This is a genomic window from Okeania sp. SIO1H4 (assembly GCF_010672695.1).
Classification (GTDB): Bacteria; Cyanobacteriota; Cyanobacteriia; order Cyanobacteriales; family Microcoleaceae; genus Okeania; species Okeania hirsuta.
Window position 1 is genome coordinate 29,384 of record NZ_JAAHGB010000029.1, and the last position, 15,816, is coordinate 45,199.

General features: G+C 36.0%; 11 protein-coding genes. 2 read left to right on the plus strand and 9 right to left on the minus strand.

The window, feature by feature from the left end:
* The first annotated feature begins 271 nt into the window (after positions 1 to 271).
* The gene (locus F6K06_RS18725) at positions 272 to 1,006 is read left to right on the plus strand and encodes a tetratricopeptide repeat protein (protein ID WP_124143718.1); all 735 of its coding nucleotides are present in this window, start codon (positions 272 to 274) and stop codon (positions 1,004 to 1,006) included.
* 399 nt (positions 1,007 to 1,405) lie between these two features.
* On the opposite strand, the gene F6K06_RS18730 is transcribed toward F6K06_RS18725, so the two are convergent.
* From F6K06_RS18730 to F6K06_RS18745, 4 genes are all read right to left on the minus strand, one after another.
* On the minus strand, positions 1,406 to 1,849 hold the full coding sequence (locus F6K06_RS18730) for a DUF4332 domain-containing protein (protein ID WP_124143717.1): 444 nt from the start codon (positions 1,847 to 1,849) through the stop codon (positions 1,406 to 1,408).
* 955 nt (positions 1,850 to 2,804) lie between these two features.
* On the minus strand, positions 2,805 to 3,509 hold the full coding sequence (locus F6K06_RS18735; RefSeq protein ID WP_124143716.1) for an HAD family hydrolase: 705 nt from the start codon (positions 3,507 to 3,509) through the stop codon (positions 2,805 to 2,807).
* A 504-nt stretch (positions 3,510 to 4,013) separates the two neighbouring features.
* Complete coding sequence (locus F6K06_RS18740; RefSeq protein WP_124143715.1) at positions 4,014 to 5,225, minus strand: NAD(P)/FAD-dependent oxidoreductase; 1,212 nt, start codon at positions 5,223 to 5,225, stop codon at positions 4,014 to 4,016.
* Between the two features lie 1,066 nt (positions 5,226 to 6,291).
* On the minus strand, positions 6,292 to 6,777 hold the full coding sequence (locus F6K06_RS18745; RefSeq protein WP_287239664.1) for a hypothetical protein: 486 nt from the start codon (positions 6,775 to 6,777) through the stop codon (positions 6,292 to 6,294).
* A 992-nt stretch (positions 6,778 to 7,769) separates the two neighbouring features.
* Here F6K06_RS18745 and F6K06_RS18750 point away from each other — a divergent pair.
* Positions 7,770 to 8,687: an alpha/beta fold hydrolase gene (locus tag F6K06_RS18750; protein ID WP_124143747.1), complete on the plus strand. Its 918-nt coding sequence runs from the start codon at positions 7,770 to 7,772 to the stop codon at positions 8,685 to 8,687.
* Between the two features lie 392 nt (positions 8,688 to 9,079).
* On the opposite strand, the gene F6K06_RS18755 is transcribed toward F6K06_RS18750, so the two are convergent.
* From F6K06_RS18755 to F6K06_RS18775, 5 genes are all read right to left on the minus strand, one after another.
* Positions 9,080 to 10,753, minus strand: a complete 1,674-nt coding sequence (locus F6K06_RS18755; protein WP_287239666.1) for a mechanosensitive ion channel family protein — start codon at positions 10,751 to 10,753, stop codon at positions 9,080 to 9,082.
* A gap of 1,288 nt (positions 10,754 to 12,041) precedes the next feature.
* Entirely contained in the window at positions 12,042 to 12,260 is a 219-nt protein-coding gene (locus F6K06_RS18760) for a hypothetical protein (RefSeq protein WP_287239668.1), read from the minus strand.
* 176 nt (positions 12,261 to 12,436) lie between these two features.
* The gene (locus F6K06_RS18765) at positions 12,437 to 13,045 is read right to left on the minus strand and encodes a calcium-binding protein (RefSeq protein WP_287239670.1); all 609 of its coding nucleotides are present in this window, start codon (positions 13,043 to 13,045) and stop codon (positions 12,437 to 12,439) included.
* A gap of 116 nt (positions 13,046 to 13,161) precedes the next feature.
* Positions 13,162 to 14,118 (minus strand): calcium-binding protein, encoded by a 957-nt coding sequence (locus F6K06_RS18770; RefSeq protein ID WP_287239673.1) that lies wholly within the window; start codon positions 14,116 to 14,118, stop codon positions 13,162 to 13,164.
* Positions 14,119 to 14,633: 515 nt separating this feature from the next.
* The gene (locus F6K06_RS18775) at positions 14,634 to 15,449 is read right to left on the minus strand and encodes a hypothetical protein (RefSeq protein WP_124147154.1); all 816 of its coding nucleotides are present in this window, start codon (positions 15,447 to 15,449) and stop codon (positions 14,634 to 14,636) included.
* Between the last annotated feature and the right edge of the window lie 367 nt (positions 15,450 to 15,816).

Genomic DNA, 15,816 nt, shown 5'->3' on the forward strand with positions numbered 1-15,816 from the left:
TTGGAATTTTCTGTATATTTACGCTCTCTACTTTAAACGAAACTAGGAAAGCAAAAATTTTCTTGAGATACAATAGTAGAAAAATTATGCTCATAGGTAAAATAGGTAAATATGTATAATTGAAAAACAATACATAAATTAATTGCTCAAATTTACCACAATACTTTAGCCTTATCTACGACAACTATCTTGACAGGAAGTCAATTTATCCTTCCTTCTTCCTTCTTCCTGCCCCCTAATTACTCAAAAGACAGAAACAAAAGACTCAAATTTGGATGCTGCTCAAAAAGCTGATCGAGAAGGTCTCCAACTTTTTAAACAACAAACAGCAGAATCTCAACAAAAAGCAATAGAAAAATTTCAAGAGGCAGCAAAACTATATCAAATAGCAGGTGATGAGGTAAAAGCTGCTAATTCTCTTAATATGATTGGCTTAGTTTACTATTCCTTAAGTAACTATCAAAAATCTCTAGAATATTATCAGCAAGTTCTCTCTTTGAGGGAAAAACTTAACCATCAAGAAGGAAAAGCTTATGTATTAGCTTCTATTGGCATAGTTTACTCTGACCTTGGAGAAAAACAACAAAGTCTAGATACTTTCAACCAATCATTACAACTATTTCGAGAACTAAAAAATATCACTCAACAAGCTTTTATGCTTCGTCAAATTGGTATGGTTTACTTTAGTTTAGGGGAAATAGAAAAGGCTAAAAACTCCTTCGATGAAACCCTTAAAATTCAAATAGCAGAAAATGATACAAAAGCTGAAGCAGAAACTCTTCAAACTTTAGCTATGATTTATGTTCAATTAGGAGATAATCAGAAAGCTAGCAAATATCTTAACCAAGCTCAAACACTGCAAAATTCAACAGCAAATAATGATTCTCAAATAGATACCTCTAATACAGAAAATTTGTTTGTTATCCCCACTACGATAGAAGAACATAAAGCTAGAATAGATGCTTTGAAAAAACAATTATCAAATCCCCTACTTCTATTTCTCTAGCTCGTGATCAGGTATTTCTGATATAGAATCAGGTTATATAATATATGTTTATAATTCTATAATTACTTCAGTTACTTCAAGCCTTCAATCTCCCCTACTCCCCTACTCCTGTACTCCCCACCCCCAAATATATGATAAGTATTCAACAGGATTTGATATTACTCCTTTGCCAAAAGCAGGTACCGCTCCTTCAAACAGACGATAAAAATTGGGGTGCATCTCATATTTGCAAAAATACTTTTTTCCTATTAGACATCTGGTAAAAATCAAAAATAAAATCAATTATTATCCATAAATTATCAATTATTTCTCCCTGTTGCCTGTTGCCTGTTGCCTCTTTTCTGGAGATGTCTATTCCCTGTTCCCTATTCCCTAAAAGCGATAAATTTTTGGCTTTATTCAAAATTGATATGCACCCAAAAATTGAGCTTGTTGAATCCATTTTTGAACCAGATCGACAGTGGGACAAAGGTCACGTCTTTGCATAGTTGATACCTGTAATTTTAGGATTTGTTGGTGCAACCTGTGGATAGGTATTTGAGCTAGTTGAGTAACTGAAACAATACCAGCATGGAGCAGAAGTCCACAGTATTGACAGCCGATACTAGGAACTCTAGCTAAGTCTGCTAATGCCACCCATTTCTTGATATATTGAAGATGAATTTGTAGTTGATTTGCTAGGGTGAATTTTTCCTGGGGGGTGTGGGTTATTTCTAGTAGTTTTCTCGTAGTAGTAATGCCATATTCTATTAGTAATTCTTGGTGTTGTTTACTTAAGCCTGGTAATTTTTCAATACACCAGTTTTGAGATTTTGTTGATTGTTTTTTTTGTGTTATTTTCATGTTTATTTTTTCTGTTTTTCAGCTTTGAGCAAATTATAAATGGCTCCTATACCTGATACAAATTACCAAAAATAATGCTATACTTTTGATTAATTCGCTATATCCAATTAACTAATAGAAGAAACAGAGAATATAAAACAAAAATGTCTCTTAGTCTTAGCTTATAGGTAATTTACCAGACTTAATATTTTTCAGCCTTTGAGGGGTTTGACTATTGGGACTTAAACATTTTATGGTCAAAAAATGGCGCTCTTGTCAGTCTAGATAAAGAAATTACGTCAATGCCCTAAAAATGCCTATTCTATTTTGTGTAAGTCCCACTATATATATAGCAATCGTAAATCATTTGTAAAAAGTCAAAAAATAGATAAAAGCTTAAAACTTTTATCCCTATCCCCTGACAGGAGTGAGGTACCAGGAGTATCTTTTGCCAACGCAGGGTTGCAACAGTTACTGTTCCCAGATCCGGTTTCCCTTTTGCCAGATATTTTTATACAACCTTGCCGAGGGCAGCTATAGTAACTCTGTAAGTATATCGAATAAGTTGCTGCAAAACTTCTAATTTTCACTAATTATTTGGGCATTGCTAAGTGGTAATGATTTTTAGATTAAGTATCAACGAAAAACATAAGTTTTTCAATTTTACTTTCAGCTAGTTACCATTAGATTTTAGCAAGGCCATTATTTGTTGGGCTTAATTTGAAGTTTTTACTTAAAATAAGTTTAATATCAGATTATCTTGCTTGTATTAATACTCAAAAAAAATCTGCCCAACTGAGCAGATTTATATTGTCAACATCTACTTTTTGGAGGTTTCTACCATCCTGCATTTAATCATACCAATATTTTGTATCTCGATCATAACAGTTTAATAATTGTTATCTAATTTATAATAAACTATAATAATAATTGCTTGAAAAAGTTCTAAATTAGAGGGTATGACCCCTCAATTTACCTAACTAAAGCTATAATCAAAACAATCAAGAAGAGTAGCAAAGTGATCTTCCTCTGGTTGTAAAACCGTGTTTCTATTTAATAAAAATGCTTTTATTCCTATATTAATTGCACCCTTATAATCAGCAGTTAAACTATCTCCAATATGCACAACTTCTTCAATAGCACAACCACATTTTTGTAAAGCAGCGACAAATATTTTTCGATCAGGTTTAGCTGCTCCTACTTCTGTAGAAATAGTCACATGATCAAAAAAATCTGCTAATTTCAACACTGCTAAAACTGGATAAAGTCGAGAATCAAAATTAGATAAAACTGCTAACTGGATTCCACGATCGCGCCACTTAGTTAATGCAGGTTTCACATCAGGATAAACAAACCAAGGTGCAGCAGTAGCAAAATGATTGTAAAGTTCTCTAAAAAAACTCCTGAAATCAGAAAACTGCTCAAATACTCCCAGTTTTTTGTAAGTTGCAGTAGCGACTTCGCACCACCACTCAAATTCCTGTTCGGGTATTTTAGTAGACTCAACTCCAGGAAATGCCATCGGTGGAGCTATTTTAAAACTTTCAAAAAAAGCTGCATTTACAGCAGAAGGCGAAACATCAACTCCCCACTGACTGGCAAACTGTTGATAAATCTCACCTACACTATCGCGCACACCAAATAAAGTGCCTACAGCATCAAGTAAAATAACTTTAGTCATATTTAAGAAGAAAGAAGAAAGAAGAAAGAAGAAAGAAGAAAGAAGAAAGAGGAAGGTTGATATTCTCTTGTTTTAGATATTCCATAAGTCAACAGTAGTCATGGCAGTTGCTATATAGAACCCATTTAATATCTACAGGACTTACGCATTTAACCATATTTAGTAGTCATCACTGCCGTTAACCCATACATATTGTGTATATTTATATTTTGCGTAAGTCCTGATCTATTTAAAAAGAGATGGGGAGGTGGGGAGTATTTTTTAACCTTTTTTTCCATATTCCTTGCCTACCAGTCTTTAATCATAAATTTAGGGTCAAATAAACAAAACACGATAGTGATGTTCAACATGAATGTAAAGATGATTAGAAGGAAAAAAAGAACTAATCATCAGGAAACTTTACGGAATAATTAAGCTTTAAAGTCTCTTCTTTGAAGAAGAAATAAAGACAAAAAATCTTTTTCGCCAATCCTATCGATTTTAAGCAAAGGTAATGATTAATGATTAATTATTAGTTGTTGAAAAACTTGATAGTGCCTCTTGAATAGGATTAACTATCCAGTTGAAAGCAACTTTCATTTGATGATCCAATGTGGGCAAGCGATACAAATAAACTAAACGTCTTGCCAAATGTGCTACCTGACCATCCAGTTTAATTCCTAAACTGGTAAGAGTCGCGTTGTCAAGTCCCAATGCCATCATTTCACCCAATGGCTGATAGCGGAATGGTAACAAAGGTCGCCCAGTTACAGATGCCCAGATATTCCAGGCAACATAATCAGATTGTTGTATCGCTACTTGAGCAGTGGTGGGTACTTTTTGTCCGTCTGCATCTTGGCAGTCTGCTAAATCTCCGAGAGCAAAGATTTGTGTATTGTCTTGCACTTGTAGAGTTGCACTGGTGATGATTTGGTCACGCTGATTTTTTTTCAATGGTAATGACTTTACTACTGGGGCGACTTTTGTACCCACTGTCCACAAAACAATATCTACAGGAATGGTGTCAACTTGCCCTTTGTACTTTAAGGAAATTTGATTAGCTTCAATAGACTCAATTTCTGTTTCTAAGTCAATCCAAATATTTCTTTCAGACAATGCTTGAGAAGCTGCTTCCCGGTTAAATTCTGGGGATGTTCGCAGAATCATATCGCTGCGTTCGACTAATCTAATTCGCCCCTTGTATTGCAAGCGATCTGCTAATTTACAAGCTAATTCTACCCCGCTATAACCACCCCCGGCAATGGCGACTCGAATTTTTTCGCGGTCTGATGCTTCTAAAACTCGTAACTTTTCTTGGAGACGGTAAGCATCATCAATGGTGCGGAATGGGATTGCATATTCGGCCGCACCTTTTGCCATTTCCATTGGCGTTTCACCTCCCATAGCTAAAACGAGGCGGTCGTAACTGAATGCTTGACCGTTTTCTAGTTTTACTTGTTGTTGGTTGATATCAATTTCAGAGATAACGCCTTGACAAAAACGAATGTTGGTGTTGGTGAATAACTCTTCAAATGGTGGAGCTATTTCCCAGGTTTGTAATTCCCCGGTCACAAGTTCATATAATAGTGGGGCAAAGAGGAAGCGATCGCGCTGGTCTATCAGAATTATTTCTGGTTGTTCTGAAGGTTGCCAGGGAAACTGGATTAGGCGAAGGGCGGTATAAAGTCCACCAAAGCCACCACCAAGGATACAAATGCGCTGAGATTTTTCGGTCATAGTTAAGTAGGGGAAGTTAATATTAGGTTACTTCTTTATAGGATAGCAATATCGGAAGGAAGAGGGAAGAAGGAAGGAGAAAAAAACATAGATCATAATTAAAGCTTCTAGGAGCTTAGTTGCCTAACCCCTACTACAGTTTAGTTTAGCCAAGGATGATATATAGTCATTTCAAATAAGAATGAAACTCTTTCAAGGTAAGAAGCGCTTGTATCAATCTAAACTGAAATAACTATAATTCTATAATTAAAACATAAAATTTTTGATTTGGATATTTCTAATACTTAGGGTATAGAGCAATGAAATTGGAGAATTATTTTTGATTTTTAAACTCTGATGATATTAGAATTAAAGGAGATATAATTTGTATTGATGATGTTAATTAAGTTATCAGTTATCATTACCTTTTGTAATAGGAAGCTTTGAAGATGCTAAATTTTCTTTTTTCTCCCCTTTTAAGGGAAGGTTTGAGACCTAATTTTTTTGGTCATAGCTGATGATTAGAAAGGATATACACCAGAAAAAAATCAGACTTAATTACTGACTTTAGGTTGAGAAAAAATTTATGCTATTATTTCTTGATTTTAATACCTCATCGCCTACAGGGCAGGGCTGTTTCATTCTAAACTGTGCCATTTTATGTATTGACGAAACCACGTTATTTACAGCTTTAGGAAATTTATCTTTCGCTTTCTGAAAATCAATAAATTCATTGTCAAAATCTAGAATGAAATGACCATGCCTACAGGGTATCTACAATTACTTGGGCTTTGTAGATACGAAGCGGCCGATATCATACCAATTCCCAAAAATAATGCTATACTTCATTAAGACTTCAGTTATTAAATAATAATAATATTTCAGTAATGTTTTTCACATTTTTTGGTATTAAGCCAAGATATATTATATCTTTTAACCCTACTCCCTACTCCCTACTCCCTACTGTCAAGGAGATTTAGCAATACTTTTGATATTTGGTATAAAACTATCCCTATCCACTTATTCCTTTTCTCCTAGATAACTAAAAACCTTCTTCTTTCTTCAAAATATTAACCAGCAAATTACCTTAATCTTCATCTTCATCTGGCGGTCTAGTAATCACATCAAACAAGATTTTTGCTAAATCATTTTTATCATCAATTTCTTGAACTTCCTCACTTATTGCCTTAGCTTTTGCCAAATCACCCATCTTCGCAATAATCAATCCCGAAGCAGCATAAGCTGTAATCAAAAGATTAATTTGTTGCTCATTTTTTCGACTAGCTAATATAGTTTTTATCTCCTGCCAATCATCCGGCAAATTTTCCCTTTTTTTCACTTCATTAATTACCATATCAGCCAATTGTAGAGACATTTTCATATTATTTTTATAGAAAAAATAACGATAAGCACCTATCAAAATATCCAGATTTCCTTCAGTCTTAGCCAAAGCTTGATTAATATAATTTTCCGATGTCTCAGTATCTTCCCAATTTTCCACCGCCAACATCAATAAACTTTTGACATCTTCAGGCACATCATACCAGGAAAACTTATTTTCTTGAACTTGCATTTGTTTGACCTAATAACATTAATAATAATTACCTTAAAAGAAAAAATCTCAAATCTGCTAATCTTAACAACATTTTTACTTCTGTAGGTTGGGTTTCGCAAGAACCCAACAGATATAGTTCACACCAAATCCGGTTATCAAAAGTACCATTTTCAAATTCTTTTCTAACCCTTCTTTCCTTTACCTTACCTTTATAATAAAGGTTCTTTCTAAACAGGATTTATATCATGTCCGCTTAATTAGTGATAATACAGTTTTTAAGTGGTAGGTGTTAGGTGATAGGTGTAAATTTAACAGGGAAGACTTGATAGGAGTGGAAATTTGGGATATTTCTTCAACATTGAGAGGAAAACATTTTTATTATACTTAATCATCCGGACATGATATTAGTATCAGATGAACAACCATTAGCAATATCGGCATTAGTGAATTTAGCTATGATTTTCGTGCTTAGGGAATAGGGAATAGGTATGGAGGGAACAGGTAGGGAGGGAACAGGTAGGGAGGTTGCATGCAACATCCCTACAGATCATTTCGTTTACGGGTTGTTCGGGAGCAAGTAATGAAAAGGGTATTCATAATTCTTATGTTGATTACATTTAGTCCAAATATCTTATATCATGTCCGGATAATTAGTGATAAAAAAACTTTCTCCTTCTTCATTCTTTCTACCCTCCTGTCTTCTGTCTCCTGTCTCCTGACTCCTTCGTCGTTTATTTATAACTGTTCAACCGGACATGATATTAATTATTATGTTGATTCACCAACGCCGCAATATCAAATCCGGATAAGAGCGTGATCAAAAAAACTTTCTCCTTTTCCTCCTCTTCTTCTTGCTTCTTTCTTTCCTCCTGACTCCTGAGGACTGACTCCTAAGTCGTTTATTTATCAGTATTCAACCGGACATAATATTACAATGCACCATCACCCAAAAATCATCCTATACTGAAGATATTTCCACATTAATGCCAACTCTAAAATCTAAAATTACTATGTTTATTCCTCTAGGTTTTGAACAAAAATCAATCGTCACCTCTCACGGTAGAATGGTCTACTACGCCAACGAAAAAACACCTTGGAAAACTGACACCGACAACATCGACGACTTGCCAACCCTAGTATTTTTTCACGGTTTCGGCGGTGGGTCATCTGCCTACGAATGGTCAAAAGTTTATCCCGCCTTTGCCTCAGAATACCGCATTCTTGCCCCAGACTTAATCGGATGGGGGCGTTCGGAACATCAGGCGCTAGATTACAAAGTAGATGACTATATCACCACAATTATCGAATTTTTAGAACAAACTTGTCAACCTCCCACCAGAGTTATCGCCTCTTCCCTGACTGGAGCAATGATGGTGAGAGTAGCGATCGCCCGTCCGGAATTATTCAAGTCTCTAATATTGACAACTCCCGCAGGTTTATCTGACTTCGGGGAAAATTATACCCGCAGTTTTTTCGCTCAACTTGTGAGTACCCCTGTAGTAGATCGTTTGATTTATAATGGTGGTGTTGCTACTCCTGGGGGGATTAGAACTTTTTTAGAAAACCGACAATTTGCTAATTCCAAGTTAGTTTATGAAGAAATTGTAGAGGCATATTTAGAGTCAGCAACTCAACCTAATGCTGAATATGCTGCTTTATCTTTTGTGCGAGGAGATTTGTGTTTTGATTTATCTTTATATATGAGTCAATTAACAATTCCGACGGCAATTATTTGGGGTAAAAAGTCGGAGTTTACAGGTCCAGAAATAGGTCAACGTTTAGCAGATTTGAATCCTCAAGCTGTGCGAATTTTTCAAACATTAGATGATGTGGGTTTAACTCCTCAATTGGAAGTTCCGGCAGTGACTATTGGGTTAATTAAAAAGTTCTTGAAACAGTTAGATGAAGTTCCAGTTGGTGTAGTGTAGGTTGGTTAATTTAGGGGTAGGTTTTGAGTTACAGCGCTTTTGCCGATCTCTGAAGCAGATCGTCACAACCAAAACTTTGTAGGGGCGAATGGCCATTCGCCCCTACTGTGGTCTACCGTGCAGGAAAACTGCTGTAATTTTCAACCTGCCCCTAATACAGTCGTTATCCTCTTTTAGTGTCACTTTTATCCCCATTGATACTTAATTGCCCTACAGAACTATAGCAGAGAAAGAGTTGATTAGGACATAGACTGATGATGAACCTCAGACAGGGAAATGTTTTTCCCCCTGTTCCCTGTTCCCTGTTCCCTGTTCCCTGTTCCCTGTTCCCTGTTCCCTGTTCCCTGTTCCCTGTTCCCTGCTATACTATTTTTTTGAGGTTTCAAAGATAATTAGGTAGACTCTTGAACACGAATATCTTTCTGGGGAATAGGAATAGAGATTCCTTCTTGAGCAAATCTTTCCTTAATTTGATGAAGAGTTTCATTATATACCTGCCAGTAATCTGAAGTTTTAGTCCATCCTCCTACATACAGATCGACGAAGTATTCTTCAAATTTCCATGCAAATGTACTTGGTCTTGGTTCCTCTAATACTAGAGAATGAGATTTAAAAATATCCAAAAGTAATTGCTCAACTTTAGACAAATTCTCATTATAACCAACCCGAATTTGCAAACTAACGCGACGAGTATCTCTAGCACTATGATTAACGACCACACTACTCAAAATAGAGTTATTGGGAATTGTAATAATCTGACCAGTCCAACCTTTTATTTTTGTATGAGGGAGACTGATGGAATCAATGTAGCCTGATGTTCCACATAGTTCTACTTCATCCCCTACATTAAACGGACTATAGATCATAATCATTAAACCACTAGCCAAATTTCCAATATTGGTTTGCAAAGCAAATGCCAAGATGAAGCTAGTACCACCAACTAAGGCGAGAATTGGAGCAAGATTTATTTCCAAAGCAGTCAATGCTAATAAGACCCCAACACCAACAGTTGCTTGCCACACAGTTCTGACCAATAATTGACGCAAAGGGTCAGAAACTCCCCCTACAATTCGCAGACTTCTATTAGTCACAAAGCCTAAAATTGCAGCAACAATTACAGAAGTAGCCACAATTGCGGAAAAGATACCAATATTTTTGCCCCAACGTAAACCACCTTCTTCTGATTTGAGCCAACCAGCTATCCTTAACCACAAACCTTCAGTATCACTCACATCAATCTCGACACCACTAACAGATTCAACATATTGACGGAAAGATTCAGCTTTGCCTCCTTTACTCTCAAATTCATCCAAAACAGTATCAAAGCGATCGGCAAGAGCAGTTTGCTGCTGTTGAAGTTCAGTGACATCAACGACCAATTTAGTCTTGACTTCCGATGCGACTTCACTAGAATCTTCGAGTTTTTGTGATAATGCTTCTAACTGTTTTTCTTTCTCTACTAATTCCTGTTGACTATTGATATTATCTGTATTACTAGCTTCATCTTCGATCGCTTCTGCTACCACTTCTAGATTTTGGGTAGCTTCCCCAGTTCCTTCACTTTGCTTTTTAACCTCAACAGCTTCCTCAACTGCTTCTTGAGCTTTGGCGAGTTCTTTTTGTGCCGCTTCTAGATTTTTTTCAGCTTCCTCTGCTTCTGGAGAACCAGGAGATGCACTCTTTTTTCTTGCTTCTGCTTCCTCAAGAGATTTCTGAGCTTTTTCTATAGCATCAACCGCTTCTTCAGATTTTCTGGTTTCCCGATTTTTGCGTTTGATAGCAATCTCAGCATCGCTAATTTCCTGAACTTTAGCTTTTAGCAAATTCTGCCAAGCTTTAGCTTCGACTTCTAATTCCTCCTGAGTCAAAGGTTTGAGCAAAAGCTTCAGCTCATCGACAGGAATTTCTGGTTCTTCAGTAGTAATTGCTGCAATTGTGGCTGAAGTTTCTATTTGTGATTCTTGGGAACTAACTGGAGACACCCATAGCGTTAGAGTACAAGCAACTATCATTAGACAAAATGCTTGCCATTTATGGCTAAAGATCAATTTTTTTCTTTTTTTCATTAATCTATCTCACTAATAATAGGTGTTAGGTATTAGGTTTTAGGTATTGGGTATTATACCAATTTTATGTGAGGTGGCATAGAATTATGAAATTTATTAACTTGTCTATCTCGATCTACAGTCAACTCTGATTAAAATATTAGGCGTTGGTGAAAAGAGGTATGATATCATGTCCGGATCAGAGCGCGATAGAACTCCGTGACCTTTACGCGACCAAAAAACTTTCTCCTTCTACTCGGGGTTTCTTCTTCTTTCTTCCCTCCTGACTTATGACTCGGTCCTTCCCCTCCTGGGAGGGGGAGGGGCGAGGGGTGGGTTGACTCCTAAATAATTAAGATGAATATCATACACGCGCTTTACCAACGCCAAATATTATTCTATGCAACTTAGAAATGAATTTGGTATTCGTGAATTTATCTAAATAAATCTTTCTACATTGAGCAGAAACTTGTCATAGATTTGCCGATGATTGGATTCTTATTTGCAGAAGATGAAAATTAATATATCTAGGGAAAATATCCTCAAAAGGCAGAGGGATTTCGACAAAACTATTGAAGGATCACACAAATTAATTAGTATTATGAACAATCGATATGATGGGTTAAATTAACATCTCTATATACATTCAACAATTAATAATTAATTATTAATAATTACCTCTCCTTGAAAAGAAGAGGATTGACTCAAAGGAAAATTTTGATTTATTATCCCCTTAAAAGGGTCGGCTTTAAACCACAATTTTTCGGTAAAAAGATAGAGCAATCATTCAAAACTACGCTTTTTTGAAACATTTACTTTCTGATCGAGCAGAATTATTAGTATTATTCATAATAATTACTATCTAACAGGAAAATCTATACTATATATTTTCAAATATTCTCTTCCAGTAGCTGTAGTGGACGGACACAGCTAAAATGGTAGGTTGCGACGGATTTTTGTTGGGTTTCCTAGGAGGAAAAATCAGGTGTTTACTTTCCTGATAAAAACTTGATTTTTCAGTTAAATAATTGTAAAATTTTCCGGAAATTAGCATAGCAGTATATTTGGCAGATAAATTCTATAAAAATACAAACCAAGAAGTGCTTAATCATAAAATTTGACTTTAATATAAACAGGACTTACGCAAATGGATTATAGTCTTTGCGTAAGTCCTGAGAAATAATATGTGGGTAATACCAAGGGTGATAAATGTTTGCTACAAATAGTCATACTGTTTTTAGACCTTTCCAAAAATACCGATTTTGAAAAGGTCTAATGTAATTATCTAGTTAGATGATGATGATGTATTCTAGGACGAAAAGATAAAATCATTCTCGGTTAAACTATTGCCTAAACTATTGACATTCTCGACTAACAAAGTGCCTCCACCAAAGTTAAAAGTTTGACCATTCATTTGATATTCAATGGTTCCAGCTTGAACACCTATAGTAATGTTACCGGATGGAGGAAGGTTAATGAGTAGATCGTTACCAATTTCTTCAACAAAGGGGAAATCGAGATCTGTCAATTCACCATCCGCACCTGCGACATTACCATTAGGCCAGTAATCAAGAACGTCAAAATTCTTCAGGCTTAAATCACCAGGAGGTGGATTTTGAGTAAAATTCAGCAGAATATCGAAGCCAAATTCAATTTTATCTAGATTGCGTTCAAATCCCCTTAATGTATCGTCGCCAAAACCGCTTACTCCCTCATCACCTGAACTTTAAAGATATCCTGCTTACTATCCATATCGGGTAGGATAGTCCGGACTAAACTGCTTCCTCCCCCAATCAGAATATCATCACCCGTTCCTCCGACTAATGTATCCTTATCAGCACCTCCTTCGACCGTATCATTACCACTACCGCCGACTACCATGTCATCACCGCTAGAACCTACGACCAAATCTGCATCATCACCGCCATCAAGCGTATCGTCTCCAGTATCGCCGAAGACTGTATCTTGATCATCATCTCCAAAGATTAGATCATCTCCACCATCTCCATCCAATTGATCGTTACCTTCACCACCATACATAGAGTCACGACCACTTCCTCCTTTGATGCTATCGTCATCAAATTCTCCATAGAGTTCATCCCTTCCATTTCCTCCTCCGAGAAAATCATTCCCACTACCTCCAAAGATGTCGTCATTCCCCTTTTTACCTAGCAATACATCATCACCACCCTGACCATCAATGGTGTCGTTGCCATTCGGATAATAAACTAACTGACCATTTACTAAAGACCAATGAGGGCCACTAAATCCTTGTAAATTATCATCTCCACGGGTTCCATAAATGACTGTCATTTTGTGTTACCTCCTAATATTTAATCTTTGTTTTGTTAGGTTTATACTGATGCCAAATAAACTGTAGAAGTAGTGATTATGAAAGTCTAAGCTACTCTGTTTAATCATTACATTACTTACAAGATGAAATCACTGGCACTAACAGATGTGGTACTGAGCAACATAATATCTAGGTCAGAAGTATAGTCACCATCACCATAAACATCTACTTGAACCAGCACAGATCCACCAGTATTTTCATATCGAACTTGACCTTGACTTCCTCGAGGAACACTTCCAAAATCACTTGTACCAATAAATGAAAATGCTTGATTTCCTGAACTACTGAGATTAGCATCAATTGCTGATAAATCTATATTGTCAATTCCTCGTTGAAAATCATTAATAGTCTCTGGAAAGAAAATGTAATTTGTAGGAGCGTCAGATAGACTGACATATTTAAAATAGTCAGCACCACTACCTCCAGTTAAAACATCAAAATCAGCACCACCAGTGAGTGTATCACTGCCTGAACCACCATTAAGAGCGTCTGCACCACCATAACCAACTAATTCATCCGCTCCTCCAACTCCACTTAGGTTGTTGTTGGCATCGTTACCGTAAAGACGATTATTGAGACTATTACCTGTACCATCAGAAATTGTGTTTCCGAGGAGAAGACTTTCTACATTTGCACCCAAAGTATAGCCATTGATATTACTAACAACGATGTCAAGTCCTTCGCCACTATACTCAATGACTTGATCGTTCGGAGAACTAACTACATAAGTATCGTAGCCAGTGCCACCCCGCATCACGTCATTACCACTACCACCATCAATAGTATCACGACCAGATCCTCCCCAAAGATAATCGTCACCTACACCCCCATTGAGGTAGTCGCGGCCAGAGTCACCGTATAGAAAGTCGTTACCATATTCACCAAACAGATCATCATTGTCATTTCCACCACGCATTGTGTCGCTATTATCTGCGCCCCGCATTGTGTCATTGCCAGCGTAACCCTCGATAATATCCCCGAAATAAGTACCCTGTAGAAAATCGTTACCTGGAGTGCCTCGAATATAAGCCATTGAAATTTCTCCCACATCAATTCGACTTTGTTAGTTAATTTGATGGGCCTATAGCAATCCTAGATAGTTGTAATATTTTTGAGGCTAGAAACTTTGCTGTCAAAAGCTTGAGCCTCTTAGGTTTTCACGACTTAAATTGGAGTGCTATAGCTCTCAAACTAAACTTATGAATTAATCATGCCTCTTTCAGACCAACAACGACAATGGAGGAAAAATCAGGTGTTTACTTTCCTGATAAAAACTTGATTTCTCAGTTGAATAATTGTAAATTTTTCCGGATATTAGTATGGCAGTATATTTGGCAGATAAATTCTAGAAAAATATCATCCTAGAAGTTGTTAATCATAAAATTTGACTTTAATATAAATAGGAATTACGCAAAGACTATAATTCATTTGCGTAAGTCCTGAGAAATACAAATCTGTGGGTAAAAATTTATCAGTGTTAAACCCCTACAAAAAATTTATTTGTGTCATATTTTTCTTGAGTTGATATTAGAATCACTACCAAAAAATCTAATTTCTCAAATTTAAGATAAAGTTGTTGCCATTGCTAGAAACTTTAGTTATTTTCCAGTTTTTGTATTGACCTAAACGGCTAGCGAGTGATTTTTTAACAGAATTTGCTACCTTGTCTTTTACTTTGGGATTATTCAGACCATTGGCAAGTTGTGTTTCAATATTTTTGGTTAATTCACCCTTAATCTTATTTTGGATACGACTACAGATACCCTTAAAAGCTTGGCATAGCTTATTAGGAATTCGTAAATCAGTCTTAAAGTCTACTTTGGGATTTGCGTATGAAATAGACCCATTATAAGCAACAGGTATCAAAGACATTGAAAGGATTGAGTTGTTCAAATGGATATCGCGTTCCATTTTTAATTTGCACTCACCCCATTTTCCAAACCTTCTGCGGACACATTTTGCTTTAATTTCCTCTCCTTGGCTTTCAAACCTTGCAGTTGCTTGAATTCGACTACCATTAATAGTGGCTTGGATAGATGAGGTATTCATATTATCAATGTAATATTTCAACTGGCGAAATTTGGTAACTTTATGTTTGTACTCGGGAATCAAGAATGATTCTTTGGCTCCATTGGGCAATAGTACATAGCTAGAATCTTGATGCCAGCTACTACCATGCTTTTTTCCATAGTTGTCAAGATGAACTTTAGTTGAACTAAAAGCTGTGTTAAAAGCTATGGCAACAGCTGTTTTAGGAACGGTAACATTTACAGTTTTTGCATATGCAGGTAAATTTAGTACATAGAAAGTACCGAGCGTCAATCCGAAGGCAACTGGTGCTGCCAGAAATCTTTGTAAATTCATTTTTGTTCTCTTTTACGCTTGAATGTTTGTTGTTATTAATAATTTTCACTTTTCATACTAAGAACGACAATGGATAAAAAATCAGGTGTTTACTTACTCAAAGAAAAGATTTTTTCCTAAGTTTAATAATTGTCAATTTTTCCGTATGAGTATGGCAATATATTTGGCTGCTCAATCAGTAATAAATTATCTATTAACAGCTCCATACCTACAATATATAATCCGCTACAATACTCCTTTTTTTTTAGTCTGTTAATTCTCTACTTTTTAGATAAAATTTAGTTTGCAGAGCTATGTATGGCATGGCTGAAAATTATTTTTATAAATGAGTAAAGAAGTGATTATCTGCAGGATAAAAACAACAATT

Coding starts and splice junctions, on each gene's coding strand:
- F6K06_RS18730 (WP_124143717.1), bottom strand. CDS start 1,849: ATGAAAATAACACAAAAAAAACAATCAACAAAATCTCAAAACTGGTGT.
- F6K06_RS18735 (WP_124143716.1), bottom strand. CDS start 3,509: ATGACTAAAGTTATTTTACTTGATGCTGTAGGCACTTTATTTGGTGTG.
- F6K06_RS18740 (WP_124143715.1), bottom strand. CDS start 5,225: ATGACCGAAAAATCTCAGCGCATTTGTATCCTTGGTGGTGGCTTTGGT.
- F6K06_RS18745 (WP_287239664.1), bottom strand. CDS start 6,777: ATGCAAGTTCAAGAAAATAAGTTTTCCTGGTATGATGTGCCTGAAGAT.
- F6K06_RS18750 (WP_124143747.1), top strand. CDS start 7,770: ATGTTTATTCCTCTAGGTTTTGAACAAAAATCAATCGTCACCTCTCAC.
- F6K06_RS18755 (WP_287239666.1), bottom strand. CDS start 10,753: ATGAAAAAAAGAAAAAAATTGATCTTTAGCCATAAATGGCAAGCATTT.
- F6K06_RS18765 (WP_287239670.1), bottom strand. CDS start 13,045: ATGACAGTCATTTATGGAACCCGTGGAGATGATAATTTACAAGGATTT.
- F6K06_RS18770 (WP_287239673.1), bottom strand. CDS start 14,118: ATGGCTTATATTCGAGGCACTCCAGGTAACGATTTTCTACAGGGTACT.
- F6K06_RS18775 (WP_124147154.1), bottom strand. CDS start 15,449: ATGAATTTACAAAGATTTCTGGCAGCACCAGTTGCCTTCGGATTGACG.